The sequence below is a fragment of the Thermaurantiacus sp. genome (assembly GCF_053487655.1).
Genome location: NZ_JBRCLD010000032.1, coordinates 24443 through 42046 on the forward strand (window position 1 = coordinate 24443; position 17604 = coordinate 42046).

Here is a 17604-nt window from a genome sequence, read left to right on the forward strand (position 1 = left end):
GCAGGCAATGGTCCGCCGCCTTTCTTCGCGCGCGCCCGGCTTTGCCGATGCCTTCCAAGCGCTCGTTGCCGACACGCGCGAGAGCAGGGCTGATGTCGCTGCCGAGGTCGCCGGGATTTTGGCGCAGGTGCGGGCCGAAGGCTTTGCTGCAGTTGCCAAGTTCACGCGCCAGTTCGATGGAGTCGAGCTGACCGAAGCCGACGTTGAAGTGACGGCGGACGAACGCGCAGCAGCAGCAGCTCGGGTGGCGCCACCAGTCCGCTCTGCCCTTGAACTGGCTGCTGCACGCATCCGCCGCTTCCATGCGGCCCAGCGGCCGGCTGACCTTGACATGTGCGACGAGGCAGGCGTGCGGATGGGGGTGCGGCACAGTCCTGTCCGCTGCGCTGGCCTCTATGTGCCGGGCGGACGCGCTGCCTACCCCTCCTCGGTGCTGATGAACGCAATTCCCGCCCAGATTGCCGGGGTCGATGCGCTGGTGATGGCAACGCCAGTCGGTGGCGCTGGCCTTGTCCCTGAAGTGATGCTCGCTGCCGAACTTGCCGGCGTGTCGCGGGTCTTCCGCATTGGCGGTGCGCAGGCGGTGGCAGCGCTCGCGCTCGGAGTGGAGCCAGTGCCGCGCTGCGACATGATCGTCGGGCCGGGCAATGCGTGGGTCGCTGAAGCCAAGCGCCAGCTCTACGGCACGGTTGGAATCGACATGGTGGCAGGCCCATCCGAAGTGCTGGTCGTGGCCGACGCGTCAGCGCGGCCGGCCTTCGTTGCCGCCGACCTCTTGTCCCAGGCCGAGCATGATCCCCTCGCGCAAGCGATCCTTTTGACCGACAGCCCAACTCTTGCCGATGCCGTTGCGGCCGAAGTCGAGCGTCTGCTGCCCAGGCTTGCGACTGCGGCTGTCGCAAGGAGCAGCTGGGAGACCCATGGCGTCATCATCCTGGTCGACGATCTCGCCGAGGCGCCGGCGCTCATCGACGCGCTTGCGCCCGAGCATCTGGAGCTCATGGTCGCAGACCCAGGGCCGCTGTTCGCTGCCATCCAAAACGCTGGCTCCGTCTTCCTCGGCGAGATGACACCTGAGGCGATCGGGGACTATGTCGGCGGGCCCAACCATGTGCTGCCAACCGGCCGGCGCGCTCGCTTCGCCTCGGGCCTCTCGGTCCGGGACTTCATGAAACGCACCACCTTCCTCGAAGTGCCGGCCTCGGCCTACCCCGCGCTTGGCCAGGCGGCAGCAACCCTTGCTGATGCCGAGGGCCTGCCAGCGCACGCACTCTCCGCCCGGCTCCGGATCTAGAGGCGGCCAGCAGCGACTTCAGTGTTGAGCGCAGTCTGCAAGCCCGTGGCCTGGTCGAGCGGGAGCGCAATCCCCTGCAGCATCAGGACCACAGCGAACTGGCGCAATGGGTCGACCTGGAACAGGGTGCCTGCTGCGCCGCCCCAGCCGAAAGTGCCAGGAAGCGTGCCTGCAGGCGCCGTGCGGCTGTCCGCAAGGATGACCTGACCGCCGGCGCCATAGCCCTTCACCTTCTCGTAGAAAAGGCCGGGCGGCAGCATGTTGGTCATCGCCTGGCGGGCTGCCGCACGCGGCAGGAGGGTCCGGCCTTCGAACACGCCTTCGTTCAGGAGCATCTGCGCAAACCGCGCAAAATCCTCTGCCGAAGAGACGAGGCCAGCACCGCCTGCCGGCAGCGGCGGCGGCTTCAGCCACGCACTGCTTTCTGCCTTGTCAACCAGCATCGGGCTTTCGAGCTTCGCGCCCTTCTCGTCCTGCCAGGAATAGAGGGCGGAAAGCCGCGGTGCGTTGGCCGCAGTCACGGTAAAGCCCGTGTCGGCCATCCCAAGAGGTACGAACAGCTGGCGCTCGAGCAGTCGGTCAAAGGGGGTGGCAGACAGCCGCTGGAGCATGCCGCCTGCGACATCGAGGCTCAAGGAGTAGCGAAAGGCGGTGCCGGGGTCGAAGCGCAGGGGCAGATCAGCAAGGGCATCGAGAAAGCCTTCAAGGTCTGGCACAGGAGTGTCGAGCGGGGAGAGGCCGAGGTTGCCGATGGGGAGAAGGCCCCGGCGGCGATATTCCTGCTCGATGGGGTCATTGCCCATGATGTGGTAGCTGAAGCCAGCGGTGTGGGTGAGGAGGTGGCGGACCAGGATCGGGCCGCTGGCCGGGCGGGAGTCCAGGCCCTTGGCGGGCTCGACGAGCACGCGCATCGTGCGGAAGGCAGGCAGGATATCGCCGAGCGGCGTATCAAGCGTGAGGCGGCCGGCAGCCACTTGCTGGATGACGGCAACACCCGTGACCGGCTTGGTCTGGGAGTAGATGCGCCAGAGCGTCTTGCGGTCGACTGGCCGGCCGCCGGCAAAAGCGGTGTTGCCAGCGGCAACATAATCGGGCTGGAACCGGCCAGGACGAAGGATTGCCACAATGGCACCGGGAACCTTTCCGCCCGCAATCCAGCCCTCGAGCATGGCTTCGAGCGCAGCGTAGCGGCGCGCGCGACGGGCAAAGCCCGGCGCCGGGGCAAGAGCACCGGCCAAGGCCGCAGCAAGGAAAGCGCGCCGGTCGAAGCCCGCACTCAGCCTTCCGGGTTCAATTCCTCCCATGCCAGAAGCCCCTGTTCCAGTCGGTCGAGAAGCGGGCCGCTGTTCGTCAGCCGGCTTCGTTCGGCGGCGACGATGGCACGGAAGAGCCGGGCTTTCCAGTGGTTGGCACACGCACGGGCCACAACATCTAGCGGCGCTGCGGAAAGCAGGATATCAACCAAGCGCTCCGCAGCATTGAGCCGGCCCCAGAGATAGTCGTTCTCCCGCCAAGCCCGGCTGAAAAAGGCCCCGAAGGCATTGAGCTGCCAGCCTTTGAGCTCGGGCTCGATCCCGGTGGGCGCAAGTAGCGCCATGTCGTCGGGCGAAATGCGGTCGACCTTGATCTCATCGAGGCTGTCGACTCCTTCATCCGCCAATAGCGGCAGAAGGACGATGTCGTAGAAGGGGTAGCCAAGCCAGTCGCGCACGACGGCGCGCCGCACCTGGCCAGGGAGGGTGGAGGCATCGAGGGCATCGCGCAGCTGCTGGTCGGCAGACTGGTCGAGGAGCTCAAGTCCAAGGTCGGCAGCAAGCCCGGCAAGCGCCGGGGCGGCGGATGCGAAGTCGCCAGCGAACAGCGCCTGCGCAGTCCTGCGGGTTGCCGCCGACAGCCGCTCGACTTCCGTTGCAGCCACATAGCTCGCGTCCAGAATATAGGCGGTGGCCTTGAGGCCCTCGAGCGCGCGGCGGACCTTCTCCTCCTCGCATCCTTCGATAGCGGCGTTGAGGCGGCGGATGAGAAAGCGCAGCCGGCGCACGCGGAAGCGGGCGTCGAGTTGGTCTGGCGCAGCAAGATCGCCATGGCGACCAAGGCGGTCAGCCATGCGCCGGCCAGCCTCCGCACTTGCCCCGGCAGCCTCAGCAAGAATGCGGGCAGAATCCGCCATCACAAGGGCACGATGAAGCCCGCGATAGGCGGCATGCGCATAGCCGGCCTCCTTGGCAGCCAGGCGCGCCACATGCATGCGCGCCCGAGCAAGACGCGCTGGAGTAAGCGGCAGCAGCAGGAAGCGCGGGCCGACCGCCCGGGCGACCGCGGCATCGACATCGGGCGTCATGTCCTCAATAACCGCGCGGGCCCGGGCTGCTGCCGCAGAGAGGCGGGCGATTGCTTCCAGATTGTCGCGAATGGGCTGCTCACGCGGGATCTGGGCCAGCGCCCGCAGCATCGCGGTCAGAAAGCCAGGCGGGCGGTTGCGGCCGATGCCGCCGCCGAGCAAGTCCACACCCGGCTTGGGATCGACATAGACAAACCGGCGGTCGACTTCGCGATAGGCCGGCTTCATGCGGATGGCGTTGATGGCCGGGCCAAAGGGCGCGTTGTTGAGCACACTGCCGTCGATCAAGAGCACCTCTTCTGGTGGCCGGTCACCCTTGAGCTGGGTGGAGACGAACCATTCGCGATCGGGCCAGGGCGTGCCCGTCGCAGCAGCGCGGGCATCGATTTCGGCCAATGACGCGGCCGGGAAAGCGCCGGGGAAGGAGGAGGTGGCGCGCGCAGCAAAGACGAGACTGAGCCGGCTGGCGAGCGGGCGGGGAGCCATGTTGCGGCCATGACCGGTCTTGCAGGCCAGCCCGACAGCTGGCGGACTGCGGAAGGTGAGGATACGGCGATGCTCGGTTTCCTCGATGAGAGGCGGCGAATGAATGGGGATGACGCCTTTTGCGCCGAAATAGTCTGTGACCGTCACAAAGAGGTCGAAGCCAAGCGTTGCTGGCAACAACACCGGGCCACGCGGCAAGCCTTGCATGGCAGCCAGCGCATCATCGAGCATGGCAACAACGCCCGGGCCCGAGAAGGGCGGCTTGAACCAGCGGCTGCGGACGAAACGGCCGAGCTTCTCGGCCACTTCGCGACCAGTGCAGTCCGTGCGCAGCGTTGCCAGCGTCTCCGAGCGGCGCTTGGCATACCAGGCAACAGGCTCCTTGTAGAATTCAGCGAGGCGGCTGCCGGGCCGGGCGTCCGGGTCGAGCAGGCGATCAATGTCCGCACCTTCCAGCCACATGTCGGCAACCGGCTCGAGGTCGAGTCCCTCGGTGATGGCGGCGCCCAGCAGGATGCCATTGATACCGCCGGCGCTCGCACCGGCTACGACATCGACAATGACGCGCAGGTCCAGTCGCTCGCTGATGGCATCGAGGAGAGCCTGCCACACGGGCTCGCTGTCCCCTGGTGCCGGGCCCCGGCCGGCCTGGCGCGCCTCGCTTGCCCGCAACAGCTTCCACAGCTCCCGCGTGACACCATGCATGTAGACAACGAGGCTGACCCCGCCATAGCAGACAAGGGCGAGGCGCAGCTCCTTCTCGCGCATCAGGCGCCCTCGGGTCAGTAGTCCTCGAGGACCTGGTCTGGCGGTCGGTGCCCGTCGGCGAAGACGCGAATATTGGTGATAACCTTCTCCCCCATTTCCTGGCGGGCCTCGAAGGTGGCCGAGCCCATGTGCGGCAGCAGCACCACATCCGGCCTGCCTAGGAGGCCCGGATGAATGGCAGGCTCATGCTCGAAGACATCAAGCCCAGCGCCGGCAATCCGGCCCGCTTCCAGCGCCTCAACCAAGGCGGCCTCATCGATGAGGGTTCCGCGCGCGACATTGATGAGAAAGGCATGGCGTTGCATCAGCCGCAAGCGCTCGGCGTTGATGATGTGATGCGTCTCGGGCGTCTCCGGACAATTGAGGGAGACGATGTCAACACGTGCAAGCATGGCGTCGAGCGTCGGCCACCAGGTGGCCTCGAGCGGTCCCTCGATTGCCTTGGGCAGGCGGTTGCGGTTGTGATAATGGATGGCAAGGCCGAATGCCCGTGCCCGCAGGGCGACCGCCTGGCCGATACGACCCATGCCGACGATTCCGAGCCGCTTGCCAGTGATCCGGTGGCCGAGCATGCCAGTCGGTGACCAGCCGCTCCACGCGCCTTCGCGGATGAGGCGCTCACCTTCGGCGATGCGGCGCGGAACGGCGAGGATGAGTGCCATCACGAGATCGGCAGTATCATCGGTCAGGACTCCAGGCGTGTTGGTAACGGTGATCCCGCGGGCGCGAGCAGCAGCAAGATCGATATGGTCAACGCCAACACCGAAATTGGCAATAAGCTTCAGCTGCGGCCCGGCAGCTGCCAGCAACGCGGCATCGATGGTATCGGTAACGGTCGGGGCCAGCACTTCGGCCTCAGCGACGGCAGCCTCGAGCTCGGCGCGGCTCATCGGGTGATCATCGAGGTTCAATGTCACGTCAAACAGCTCAGCCATCCGGGTTTCGACGGCTTCGGGAAGACGGCGTGTCACGATCACCCGGGGCTTGTGATCGAACTTGGTGAAGCGGGGGCCGGGCATGGGATGACGATAGGAGAGGCGCTTCCTGCCTTGCAAGCGTACGCCTTGCCAGCCTAGGGCGCCACTGTGACCCGCCGTTCTGCTTCGTGCTGCCCGCGCGCGCTTGTCCTTGCGGCCCTGCTCGTGGCAACGCCGGCCGCGCCCCAGCCGGTGCAAAGCGGGCAAGACACTGCCAAAATGAGTGCAGATGCAAGGCGCAATCTCTCTGGCCTGCCCGTGCCGCGTTTCATGTCGCTTCGCGCCGGTCGGGCCAATCTTCGCGCTGGGCCTGGAACCCACTATCCGGCACGCTGGGCGCTCGTCCGCCCTGATGGCCGCCCGGGCGTCCCGCTCGAAGTGATCGCGGAATGGAATGTCTGGCGCCAGGTGCGCGACCCCGAGGGCGAGACCGGCTGGCTTGACCGGGCGATGCTCTCCACCGAACGGACCTTCCTCGTGACTGGCGAGACCCGGACTCTGCGTGCCCGGCCCGATCTTGCTGCGCCTGCGGTCTGGCGGGCCGCGCCAGGCGTGGTTGGCAACATCATCACCTGCGCCGAGCGCTGGTGCCGGATTGAAGTGGAAGGGCGCTCGGGGTGGATCCTGCGCGAACAGGGCTTTGGAACCTACCCGAACGAAGCGGTCGGAAACTGAGAGGAAGCGCTGAAAGGCTGGCGTGGATATTGGCTGGTGCGGGCTGGATGCTCGCCGGAGTCGCGCTTGCAGCTGCATTTTCCGCGTCACGCACAGCTTCCACCGATGCCCTGACCGGGCTTGGCAACCGCCGCGGCCTTGCCACTGCCTTCCGCGCGGATCGCGGGCGCAGGCAGCTCTCCTTCCTCGATCTTTCCGGCTTCCGGGCAATCAACGCCGCCCATGGCCATGCCGTTGGAGACTCGGTGCTCCAAGCCGTGGCGCGCCGGCTCGAACAGGCACTGCCAGCGGGAAGCGCGCTCTTCCGCCATGGCGGCGACGAATTCGTTGTGCTGGCACCGCCTGCAGCCGACATTTTGGACGCGTTCACACGCGCGCTTGCCCGCCCCTTCCCCCTGCCTGGAGGGGGGCAAGTGCAGCTTGGCGTGTGGCTTGGCAGCGCGCCCCCCGGGGCCGCGCCGCTCGAGGCAGCCCTTCGCGCTGCAATCACCGACATGGGCCGCCGACGTGCGGAGACACGCGCGCGCGCTGCTGCTTCAGCGAGGGTTCAATCAGCTTGAAGAAGACTTCTGCCATGCATCATTCGGCCCTTGCCCTTGCAGCTTTCTGCGCACTGTCGGCCTGCGCCTCCAGCCCTGGCGCCTGGCAGCAGAGCAGCTGGCAACAGCGGAGCGGGCACGACGGCGGTTGGCAGGACAGGGGCGGGCAAGACCGGGCCTTTCGGGGCAATGCAGCCGGGCTGAGGGCCCTTTATCCGCATGCCGCCGGCTGGTGGGGAAGACCACCGCCGACGCTTGCTGCCTTCAGCCCCCATCTTGCCACTTATGGCCGCTGGGTGGGGCATGGGCACTATGGCCGCGTCTGGCTTCCACGGGTCGGGCCGGGCTGGCAGCCCTATCGCTTCGGCAGGTGGGTGAACCACCCGCGCTGGGGCCGGATCTGGCTTTCGTTCGATCCCTTTGGCTGGATCACCTGCCATTATGGCCGCTGGGGGTTCGACCCCCGGCTCGGATGGTTCTGGGTGCCAGGCTTCGTCTTTGCCCCCTACTGGGCCGAGCTGCGCTGGTCCCCAGGCTGGATCGGCTGGGCGCCGCTGCCGCCGCCAGGCTGGGTCGGCTGGGACGCCGGTGGTTGGGGCTACGGCTACCCTGGCTGGGTTTTTGCGCCGCGCAACCGCAGCCACCAGCCGGAGACGCACACGCCGAGAAAGCCCGACCGCAGCGAATTCGAGCAGATGGTGCGCGCGCCGGCCCTCCCCCCCGCTTCCTCCGAAGTGACGCCGGAGGCTCCGCCTCCTCTTGCGCCACCAGCCCCGTTGCCGACCGCTCTTCCGCCTGCGGCAATCCTTGTCCCTCCCGGAGACATACCTCCTCCAGACCCTGTGACCGTGCGCCCCGGCCTGGTTGCTCCGGAAGCCGTCACACGACCCGCGTGGGTCGAGCACGGACGCCGCGCGCACACGCGCTCTGAGGAGCATGCGCCGCCAAGCCGGTCGCCAGCTGTCCGCGGCGGTCTCGAGCCGGGAGCAAGTGCAAGCGAGCCTTGACGGCCTCTGGCGGAGGCTTGCGCGCAGCCCGGGCAGCGGGCACAGCTTGCAGGCGTGGGCACGGCATTCGATGAAATGTTCGGAAGCGGGGGCTATCCGGAAACGGTGGACCCGTCGACAACCCGCACCCCCTATGCCCTGGTTGCAGCCTGGCTTGCGGCCTCAACGCCAGAGCTGCTCGAGACCCGCCGCCGCCAGGCCGAGCTCTTCTTCCGCCGGATCGGGATTACCTTTGCCGTCTATGGCGACCCGGATGCCGACGAGCGGCTGATCCCCTTCGACATCATCCCCCGCATCATTTCATCAGCAGAATGGGCGATTGTCGAGGAAGGGCTGAAGCAACGGGTCGCTGCGCTCAATGCCTTCTGCGCCGATGTCTATGGCGCGCGCGAAGTGCTGCGCGCCGGGATCATCCCCGAAGACCTCGTCATCCGCAACGATCAATTCTGTCTCCACCAGCTCGGCTTCCGGCCGCCTGGCGATGTGTGGGTGCATATTGCCGGCATTGACCTCGTCCGCACAGGGCCAGGCGAGTTCATGGTGCTCGAAGACAATGCCCGCACGCCCTCGGGCGTCTCCTACATGCTTGAGAACCGCGAAGTGATGCTGCGCCTCGTTCCCGAGCTCATCACCGGGGAGACCGGGGAGGGCGGCGTGCGCCCCGTTGAAACCTACCCCGAGCAGCTCTACGGTTCGCTGCGGTCGGTGGCACCGCCGGGTTGTCGCGGCGAGCCGACGGTTGCGCTCCTGACCCCAGGGCTCCACAACAGCGCTTACTATGAGCACAGCTTCCTTGCCGACAAGATGGGCGTGGAGCTGGTCGAGGGGTCCGACCTCTTCGTCTACGATGACGTGCTCTACATGCGGACAACTGCCGGGCCAGCGCGAGTCGACGTGCTCTACCGCCGCGTGGATGATGCCTTCCTCGACCCGCTCGTCTTCCGTGCCGACTCCGTGCTCGGCGTGCCGGGCCTCGTCAGGGCCTACCAGGCCGGCAACCTGACGCTTGCCAATGCGATCGGGACAGGGATCGCCGATGACAAGGCGATTTACAGCTACATGCCCGAGATCGTCCGTTTCTACACTGGCCGCGATCCGATCCTGCCGAATGTTCCCACCTGGCGCTGCCGCGAGCCGGAAGCGCTTGCCGAAGTGCTCGACCGGCTTCCCGAGCTGGTGGTGAAGGAAGTCGACGGCTCGGGCGGCTATGGCATGCTGATCGGCCCGCAAGCGAAGGCCTCCGAGATCGAGACCTTCCGGGCCAAGCTCAAGACCGATCCGGCCAAGTTCATCGCCCAACCCACGCTTGCGCTTTCAACCTGCCCGACGCTGACTGACAGCGGCATTGCCCCCCGCCATGTCGATTTGCGGCCCTTCATCCTGACTGGTGCCAATGGCGCCACCGTGCTGCCCGGAGGCCTCACAAGAGTTGCAATGCGCGAGGGCTCGCTGGTGGTCAATTCGAGCCAGGGTGGCGGCACCAAGGACACCTGGGTGCTTGGCCCGCGCAGCGAGGAAGCCGAGGCGCGCTGATGCTCTCCCGCAATGCTGCCAACCTCTATTGGCTTGGCCGCTATGTCGAGCGGGCGGACTATCTGTGCCGGCTCCTTAGCGCCACTGTCCGGCTGGCGGCCCTGCCGGCAACCCACGGCGGCGCTGGCAATGCCTGGGATGCTGCGCTCCAGTCGGCAAGTGCAGCCGACAGTTTTGCAGCAACCGGGCGACGCGCGACCGAAACCGAAGTGGCCCAGTTCCTCGCTGTCGATCCCGACAATCCCTGTTCCATCCGCTGCTGCCTCGAACGCGGACGGACCAACGCGCGGGCGCTCAGGACGGCGCTGACCGCGGAAACCTGGGAGGCGATCAACAGCGCCTGGCTTGAAGTGCAGCGGTTTGGCACCGGAGTCGCGGATCCGCTCACCCTCATGCGCCTCGTTGAGACGGTGAAGCAGTCACTGCTCGCCTTCGATGGTGCAGCACACCGGAACCAGCTTCGCGAGTCCACCTACTGGTTCATGCGCCTTGGCACTTCCATCGAGCGGGCCGACAACACCGCCCGCCTCCTGGACCAGAAATACCATATCCTGCTGCCACGCACCGAGCCGGTGGGGGGCAGCCTCGATTATTTTCAGTGGACGACCCTCTTGCGCACAGTCTCGGCCTTGACCGCCTATCGCTGGATCTACCGGGACTCGGTCAAACCCTGGCTTGTTGCCGACTTGCTGATCCTCAAGAAGCCAATGCCCCGTTCACTTGCTGCTTGCTACGAGGACACAGTATTCTATCTCGACCGTCTGGCGCTCGACCGGGGCCGGCAGGGCCCGGCGAACCGCCTGGCAGTGGCGGGATTGCGGCGCCTGGAAGCGGAGACCATCGACAGCCTGTTTCAGCGTGGGCTGCACGAATTCCTGTTGCAGTTCATTGCCGAGAACAATGCCCTCGGCACGGCCATTGCCGAGCAGTATCTGTTTTGAGGACACTTGGATGCGGCTTCTGATCGACCACCGCACCATCTACCGCTACGAGGGACAAGCCTCCGGGATCGTGCAAGTGCTCCGCCTGACGCCGCAGCCAGGCAATGCACAGGCAATCCTGCGCTGGCGGGTGGATGTCGAGGCCGATGGCGCCATCAAGCCGTTCACCGATGTCCACGGCAATCTCGCCCACATGTTCTATGCCGACGGACCGCTGAGCGAAGTGGCCATCCATGTCGCCGGCGAAGTGATGACGGCGGACACGGCGGGGATCGTTGGACCCGACGACGGGCGCGTGCCACTTGCTGCCTATTTGCGCACCACACCCTTGACCACGCCAGATGCGGCGCTTGCGACCTTTGCTGGCATGATGCGCCACGATCGGCCGCTCGACCAGGCGCATATGCTGATGGGAGCAATCCACACGCGCCTTGCCTTCGACCCGGACGTCACCCACCCGGCAACCGATGCCGCAACCGCCTTCCGCCTTGGCCGCGGCGTCTGCCAGGATCTCAGCCAGGTGATGATAACCGTCGCACGCCTGCTTGGGATTCCCGCGCGCTACGTCTCGGGCCACTATGCCGCCCCCGATCATCCCGAGCAGGAGGCAGCCCATGCCTGGGCCGAACTCTTTCTGCCAGACCTTGGCTGGGTCGCCTTTGATCCCACCCACGGAATCTGCGCCGGCGAAGGGCATGTGCGTGTCGCAGTCGGGCTCGACTCGCTCGATGCCGCCCCGGTCAGGGGAACCCGCCGCGGCGGCGGCACCGAGCAGCTTGAGGTCCTCGTCCACGGCCGCGAAGCGCGCGAACCGCAAGTGCGCGCCGACGACACGCCAGACCTCTTCCAGAGCCAGGAACAGCGCCAATGACCTATTGCGTCGGCCTCCTCGTGAAGGAGGGGCTCGTCATGCTGGCCGACACCCGGACCAATGCCGGCATCGACAACATCTCGACCTACCGCAAGCTCCGGGTCTTCGGCGAAGAGGGCAAGCGCATCGTCGCCATTGCTGCCGCCGGCTCGCTTTCGGTCACTCAGGCAGCCATCAACAAGCTGCGCGAGGGTGTTCGAATTCCAGGCCGTGATGGCCTTTTCTTTGTCGAGACGGCCCCGTCGATGTTCCGGGTTGCGGAAGTCGTCGGCCATGCCCTCAAGCAAGCTCGTCAAGAAATCGACGAGACCGTCGACAATGAGTCCGTTGCCACTGGCGCCTCCTTCCTCGTCGGGGGTTCGATCGGCGGCAGTGCGCCGGCCCTGTTCTTGATTTACGGCGAGGGCAATTTCATCGAGTGCGGGATTGAGACTCCCTTCCTCCAGATCGGCGAGCTCAAATATGGCAAGCCCATCCTCGACCGGATGCTCCTCTATCGCACCCCGCTTGAAGAAGCTGTCAAGGTCGGGCTTTTGTCCATGAACTCGACGATCAAGTCGAACTTGTCGGTCGGGCTGCCAGTTGATCTCCTCATCCTGAAGCCCGGCCATTCGGCGGCGACCAGCTTCCGGATCGAGGAAGGCGATCCCTATTACCAGGAGCTCGGCTTGCGCTGGCAGCTGGCGCTTCAGGAAACACTCGATGCGCTCCCAGATCCCCCCTTCCTCCCCAAGACCAAGGGCTAGGCCCGGAGCCGAAAAGGTCGGGCCGCCTGCGAGAAGGCGTCAGCTGTGGCTGGCCGGCAACATCAGCCGCAAGAGTTGGCCGGCGCGCTAAAAGAGCGCAAGCTTTGCCTTTTCGCTTTCATGACAGTCGGCATAGTTTTCCCTGCCATTTGTCAGGGGAAGTCCATGTCTGCCGCTCGCCGCTCTGCCATCCTTGCCCGGGTCTCGCTCCCGGCATTCCTTCTTGCCGCCATGCCCGCCCATGCCCAGCAGCAGACAACAGCCGCCGAAGCCGCCGAGGCGCCTGAGACCATCATCGTCACCGGAAGCCGAGTGGCCCGAGACCCCAATGCCGTCGCCCCCATTCCCATCCAGTCGCTGACTGGCGAGGACCTCATCAACTCCGGCCAAAGCGATGTGACGGCCGCACTGCGCCAGATCCCGGCCCTGATCTCGTCCTCAACCGTTGCCGACTCGCTTGAACGGGGCCCCGGCGGCTCGGTCGGCCAGGCCGTCCTCAACCTCCGCCAGCTCGGCTCCAACCGGACACTGGTGCTGGTCGATGGCCGCCGCCATGTCTCGGGCGTGCCCGAGCGGCAGGCCGTCGATGTTGCAACCATTCCCCCCACCCTCATTGAGCAGGTGGAAGTGCTGACGGGTGGTGCCTCTGCCGTCTATGGCGCAGACGCAGTCACTGGCGTCGTCAACTATCGCCTCAGGCGGAATTTCGAGGGTTTCGAAGTGGATGGCCAAGTCGGCACTGCGACCAAGGGCGATGGCCAGAGCTATCGCATCGCTGCCACCTATGGCCGCAACTTCGCCGAGGATCGCGGCAATTTCACCCTTTCCGCCGGCTTTGCCGAAGACAGCGAAGTCCTGATGAGCGACCGCGAGTTCACCCGCGACAATGGCCGCGCCAATAACTCGACCACCTATGCAAACCCTGCTCTTCGCTTCCAAAAAGGGGATATCGACCCAGCGACCATGCCGAATTTCGCCCGCTTCTACCGGATCGGCGGGCCCGGCCCGCGGCCGACTCGGATCAGCTTCGGCCCGCCCATCCCGCTGCCGGGCACGGCAATCTACAACAGTGTCTTTGGCACCAATACGCCGACTCCGGCCGAGCAAGCCTTGATCGACCGCGCGCGCAACGCCCCGACGCGAGTCATCGGCCGCCGGCCAGTCTTCGCCATTTCCGCCAACAATGGCCTTCTCTTCCGCGCCGATTACGCGTTCTGGAAGGCGGACATCAACCGCAACGGCATCAACGACTGCAACGAAAGCTATATCGGCTGGACCGGCTTCGGCGGCGGGGGCTGCTACGTGACCAACCCCGACGGCTCAGTCCGGATCTTCAATGACGGCATCATCTCGACGGGCTCGAACCAGTTCGGCGGCGACGGCGCCGTCGAGCGCACCAACCAAACCTCACTTCTTCCGGCCTCGGAACGGCTCTATGTCAACTCAACCGGCCGCTACGAATTCACGCCGGCGTTCGAGTTCTTCTACGATGCCAAGTTTGCCCGCAACAACACAACGGACCGCAACAACTACAACACCTTCTACGACAGCCTCTATCTCTCGCCCGAGAATCCCTTTATCCCGGCCGTGCTGCTGCCGGACGTGAACGAAGCCGGCGGTCTCCTCGTCTCCCGCGACTTCCTCGACCTTGGGCCCAATATCCGCACCTCCAACCGGCAGACGCTGCGCTTCGTCGGCGGGCTGCGCGGCGACCTTGCGGATCACTTGCGCTACGAAGTCTCAGGCGTCTGGGGCCGCACCAAGACCGAGCAGTCACAGTCCAATTCGGTACTCTATGACCGGCTCTTTGCTGCACTTGACGTGGTGCGCGATGCCCGCGGCAACCCGGTCTGCCGTTCCGAGATCGACCCGACAGCCGTTCCGCCTGGCTCCGATGTCTTCCCGGTGATCCAGAGCGGCTTTTTCACCTGGCGTCCGGGCCAGGGCCTGTGCAAGCCCGCCAATATCCTGCGCGGCACGTTTTCGGTCTCGCCTGAGGCGGTCGACTTCATCACGACCAAGACGACCGACCGCTCGACCTTGTCGCAGTCCGTCATCACAGGCTTCCTCGCAGGCGACAGCACCCGCTGGTTCTCGCTTCCCGGCGGTCCCGTCAATTTCGTCATCGGCGGTGAGTATCGGCGGGAAAGCTCCGAGACGATCCTGTCCGACCTGGAGAAAGGCCTGCTCCCGCCTGGCTCTCCGGCAGGGCCAGCAGGCACCTTCATTGGCGACATTTCGAGCAACAAGTCGCTGCTCTTCGACGCCCAGAACCAGGTGTTTGACTCCGGCGGCAGCTTCAATGTGAAAGAGGTGTTCGGCGAACTGCTGCTGCCGATCTTCAAGGAACGGCGTTTCTTCCACGATCTCTCGATCGGCGGCGCGGTGCGCTATGCGGACTATTCGACTGTCGGCGGTGCGCTCACCTGGAACGCCAATGGCAGCTTTGCGCCCATCCCCGATATCCGGATGCGCGGGACCTATGCGCAGGCCATCCGGGCGCCCGACGTATTCGAGCTCTTCAGCCCCCAGCAGGGCGCCTTCTTCCGGCCGCTCGACCCCTGCAATGCCTCGGAAATCGCCCGGCTGAAGGCGAGTGACCCCGCGCGCGGCGCCATCCGCGAGGCCAACTGCCTTGCCGCAGTGACAGCAACGGGCATTCCCAACCCGGCCGCCTTTCTTGCCACCTACGAGGACCCACTTACGGCACGGTTCGGCGGGACTTCCGGCGGCAACCCCAACCTTGAGGAAGAAACCGCGCGCACGTGGACGGCAGGCATCGTCCTCCAGCCGCGCTGGGTGCCGGGGCTCACCCTTTCCGCTGACTATTATTCGATCCGCATTGAAGATGCCATCGCGGCGGTGACAGCCCAAGACATCGTCAACACCTGCTACGATCTTCCCACCTTCCCAAACCAGTTCTGCGCTCAGTTTGAGCGGAACACCACCATCGGGTCGCCAACCTTTTTCGGCTTCCGGACGCTGCGGCAGACACAGATCAACTTCGGCAAGATCGAGACGGCTGGTGTTGACTTCTCAGCCAACTATCAGTTTGAGTGGCGCAACAATGGATTTGCGGTCGGCTTCACTGGCAACTGGGTGCAGAAGCTCGATCGGTTCTTTGACCCGGTCCGGCGAGACTTCGTGAACCCTGGCCTCCTTGAGACCAGTGCGCCGCGCTGGTCCGGCCTTGGCACCTTCGCCTGGAACCGTGGGCCCTTCACCCTTGGCTACCGGCTGCAGTGGATTGGCCGCCAGGCGATTGCGAGCGCCATCCAGATCGAGCGGCTGGAGACCGAGTTCGGCCCGGCCGGGCTTGCACCCCATTATTTCATCCACGACGTCTCGCTGGGCTTCGAAGTCAATGACAACATCAGCTTCCGCGCTGGGGTCAACAACCTGATGGACAAGGAGCCCTATATTGCAAGCTCGGCCTATCCGGTCTCGGGGCTTGGCCGGTTCGTCTTCATCGGCGCCACGGGCCGGTTTTAGACCATAGCGGGCGGCCGCGAGCGCACGCCGGCCAGACCTTGGCGGCCGGGCAGGCGGATTGGAGCCTAAGGCCTGCCCCGGCTGCTGCCGCGCGACTTGTCTTGCCGATGATGCAGCAGGGCGCAGCCTATTGGCGAAGAAGATCGCGCGCGATAATCACCCGCATGATCTCATTGGTGCCTTCGAGGATCTGGTGGACACGCAAGTCTCGCCACAGCCGCTCGATCGGATAGTCCATGAGATAGCCATAGCCGCCGTGGAGCTGCAGCGCCCGGTCGACGACAGCCGAGCCAGTGTCAGTTGCAAGCCGCTTGGCCATGGCCGCAAACCTGGTCTTGTCCGGCGCGTTTTCCTCCACCTTGGTCGCAGCAAGATAGAGGAGGGCGCGTGCGGCCTGGAGCTCCGTTTCCATGTCCGCAAGCCGGAACTGGGTCGCCTGGAAGTCGACTATGGCCCGGCCGAACTGGTGCCGGCTCCGGCAGTAGGCAATCGCCTCATCAAGCGCGCGCTGGGCGCCGCCAAGCGAGCAAGCCCCGATGTTGAGCCGGCCGCCATCGAGCCCGGCCATGGCGATGCGAAAGCCCTCGCCTTCAGCACCGAGCCGGTTTTCGACTGGAACCCGCACCTGGTCGAAATGGACAAGGCTGGTCGGCTGGGAGTGCCAGCCGAGCTTCCGCTCCTGGGCACCGAAGGAGACGCCGGGCATGTCCTTCTCGATGACAAGGCAGGAAATCCCGTGCGGACCCTCCGCGCCTGTGCGGACCATGGTGACATAGAGGTCGCTTGCACCGCCGCCGGAGATGAAGGCCTTGGAACCCGAGACGACATAATGGTCGCCTTCGCGCACGGCGCGAGACTTTAGTGCCGCCGCGTCCGAGCCGGAGCCGGGCTCGGTCAGACAATAGCTTGCAATCTGCTCCATGGTCACAAGCGCAGGAAGGTAGCGGGCCTTGACCGCTTCGGCGCCGAACTGGTCGATCATCCAGCTTGCCATGTTGTGGATCGAGATGAAGGCGGAGGTCGAAGGGCAGCCATGGGCCATGGCTTCCATAACAATTGCCGCTTCGAGCCGGCCGAGCCCAGTGCCGCCGGAGGCTTCGGACACGTAGATGGCACCAAAGCCGAGCGCGCCGGCCTTGCGGATGGTCTCAACCGGGAAGATGTGCTTTTCGTCCCAGTAGGCGGCGTGCGGGGTGATTTCTTCCGCCGTAAACCGGCGCGCCAGGTCCTGGATGGCGCGCTGGTCCTGGGTGAGGTCGAACTGTGACATAAGCTGCCCCTAGCAAGCCGATCCGGCTTGCGGGAGAGTGCGAAGCCCGCCGGGGCGGACTCGTTGACGCGGCCGCACGCCTCGCCTAAGGCCTCGCGGCTGCCGCCGTAGGCGCGCCCCACGGTGCCATGTCGGTTGGCTTGAAGTTCGTGTTTGAAGGAACCGCGAGATGAAGCGCACCTATCAGCCGTCCCGGCTGGTTCGCAAACGGCGTCATGGCTTCCGTGCGCGCATGGCGACGCCCGGTGGCCGCAAGGTGCTCGCCAACCGGCGCGCACACGGCCGCAAGAAGCTCAGCGTCTGAAAAGTGCGGGCACGCATCGGCCGCAACCGGCGGTCCGGGCGCGCCGCGACTTTCTTGCCGCCAACCATGGGGTCCGGGTGGTCACTCCCGCCTTCATCCTGCTCGTCCGCATGAACGGTCTTGGCGAGATGCGCTGTGGCTTCACCGTGAGCCGGCGGATCGGCAATGCGGTCGCGCGCAACCGGGCGCGACGGCGGCTGCGTGAGATGGCGCGCCATGTGCTCCCGCAAGCTGGCGTGCCCGGTGCCGACCATATCTTCATCGCTCGTCCACTCCCGACCGAACGGCCCTTTGCCGCCATGGTGGCCGATGCGCGCGCAGCGCTCGCAAAGGCGGCAGGCAAGGTGGCAGCATGAGCAG

The 17604-nt window shown here is 65.7% G+C and carries 15 protein-coding genes; 11 read left to right on the forward strand and 4 right to left on the reverse strand.

Annotated features, from left to right (window positions below; translation table 11 throughout):
- Positions 1-7: 7 nt before the first annotated feature.
- Positions 8-1294: a histidinol dehydrogenase gene (hisD, locus tag ACWIQA_RS03380; RefSeq protein ID WP_448581656.1), complete on the forward strand. Its 1287-nt coding sequence runs from the start codon at positions 8-10 to the stop codon at positions 1292-1294.
- Here the strand turns inward: hisD and ACWIQA_RS03385 are convergent.
- Genes ACWIQA_RS03385 through ACWIQA_RS03395 form a run of 3 tightly spaced genes read right to left on the reverse strand, consistent with a single transcriptional unit; the run spans position 1291 to position 5908 of the window.
- Positions 1291-2598: a serine hydrolase domain-containing protein gene (locus ACWIQA_RS03385; protein ID WP_448581657.1), complete on the reverse strand. Its 1308-nt coding sequence runs from the start codon at positions 2596-2598 to the stop codon at positions 1291-1293. The genes hisD and ACWIQA_RS03385 overlap by 4 nt on opposite strands.
- The gene (locus tag ACWIQA_RS03390) at positions 2571-4889 is read right to left on the reverse strand and encodes a patatin-like protein (protein ID WP_448581658.1); all 2319 of its coding nucleotides are present in this window, start codon (positions 4887-4889) and stop codon (positions 2571-2573) included. The genes ACWIQA_RS03385 and ACWIQA_RS03390 overlap by 28 nt, the downstream gene beginning before the upstream one ends.
- A gap of 14 nt (positions 4890-4903) precedes the next feature.
- Positions 4904-5908: a 2-hydroxyacid dehydrogenase gene (locus tag ACWIQA_RS03395; protein WP_448581659.1), complete on the reverse strand. Its 1005-nt coding sequence runs from the start codon at positions 5906-5908 to the stop codon at positions 4904-4906.
- Positions 5909-6085: 177 nt separating this feature from the next.
- Here ACWIQA_RS03395 and ACWIQA_RS03400 point away from each other — a divergent pair, with 177 nt between their 5' ends.
- From ACWIQA_RS03400 to ACWIQA_RS03435, 8 genes are all read left to right on the forward strand, one after another.
- Positions 6086-6541, forward strand: a complete 456-nt coding sequence (locus tag ACWIQA_RS03400) for an SH3 domain-containing protein (protein ID WP_448581660.1) — start codon at positions 6086-6088, stop codon at positions 6539-6541.
- 29 nt (positions 6542-6570) lie between these two features.
- A complete protein-coding gene (locus ACWIQA_RS03405; RefSeq protein ID WP_448581661.1) occupies positions 6571-7101 on the forward strand; it encodes a GGDEF domain-containing protein in 531 nt (176 codons plus the stop codon).
- Positions 7102-7115: 14 nt separating this feature from the next.
- Positions 7116-8087 (forward strand): DUF6600 domain-containing protein, encoded by a 972-nt coding sequence (locus ACWIQA_RS03410; protein WP_448581662.1) that lies wholly within the window; start codon positions 7116-7118, stop codon positions 8085-8087.
- A 75-nt stretch (positions 8088-8162) separates the two neighbouring features.
- Positions 8163-9620: a circularly permuted type 2 ATP-grasp protein gene (locus ACWIQA_RS03415; protein WP_448581692.1), complete on the forward strand. Its 1458-nt coding sequence runs from the start codon at positions 8163-8165 to the stop codon at positions 9618-9620.
- A complete protein-coding gene (locus ACWIQA_RS03420) occupies positions 9620-10561 on the forward strand; it encodes an alpha-E domain-containing protein (protein WP_448581663.1) in 942 nt (313 codons plus the stop codon). The genes ACWIQA_RS03415 and ACWIQA_RS03420 overlap by 1 nt, the downstream gene beginning before the upstream one ends.
- Positions 10562-10571: 10 nt before the next feature.
- Positions 10572-11432 carry a transglutaminase family protein gene (locus tag ACWIQA_RS03425; RefSeq protein ID WP_448581664.1) on the forward strand — a complete coding sequence of 287 codons (861 nt, stop codon included), beginning with the start codon at positions 10572-10574 and terminating at the stop codon, positions 11430-11432.
- Positions 11429-12178, forward strand: a complete 750-nt coding sequence (locus tag ACWIQA_RS03430) for a peptidase (RefSeq protein WP_448581665.1) — start codon at positions 11429-11431, stop codon at positions 12176-12178. Before ACWIQA_RS03425 ends, ACWIQA_RS03430 begins: the two co-directional genes overlap by 4 nt.
- 165 nt (positions 12179-12343) lie before the next feature.
- The gene (locus tag ACWIQA_RS03435) at positions 12344-15670 is read left to right on the forward strand and encodes a TonB-dependent receptor domain-containing protein (protein WP_448581666.1); all 3327 of its coding nucleotides are present in this window, start codon (positions 12344-12346) and stop codon (positions 15668-15670) included.
- 127 nt (positions 15671-15797) lie between these two features.
- On the opposite strand, the gene ACWIQA_RS03440 is transcribed toward ACWIQA_RS03435, so the two are convergent.
- On the reverse strand, positions 15798-16940 hold the full coding sequence (locus ACWIQA_RS03440; RefSeq protein ID WP_448581667.1) for an acyl-CoA dehydrogenase family protein: 1143 nt from the start codon (positions 16938-16940) through the stop codon (positions 15798-15800).
- 169 nt (positions 16941-17109) lie between these two features.
- Between ACWIQA_RS03440 and rpmH the strand changes: the two genes are divergently transcribed.
- A complete protein-coding gene (gene rpmH, locus ACWIQA_RS03445) occupies positions 17110-17244 on the forward strand; it encodes a 50S ribosomal protein L34 (protein WP_194744849.1) in 135 nt (44 codons plus the stop codon).
- Positions 17241-17600, forward strand: coding sequence for a ribonuclease P protein component (rnpA, locus tag ACWIQA_RS03450; RefSeq protein WP_448581693.1), 360 nt, complete (start codon positions 17241-17243; stop codon positions 17598-17600). The genes rpmH and rnpA overlap by 4 nt, the downstream gene beginning before the upstream one ends.
- Positions 17601-17604: the final 4 nt, after the last annotated feature.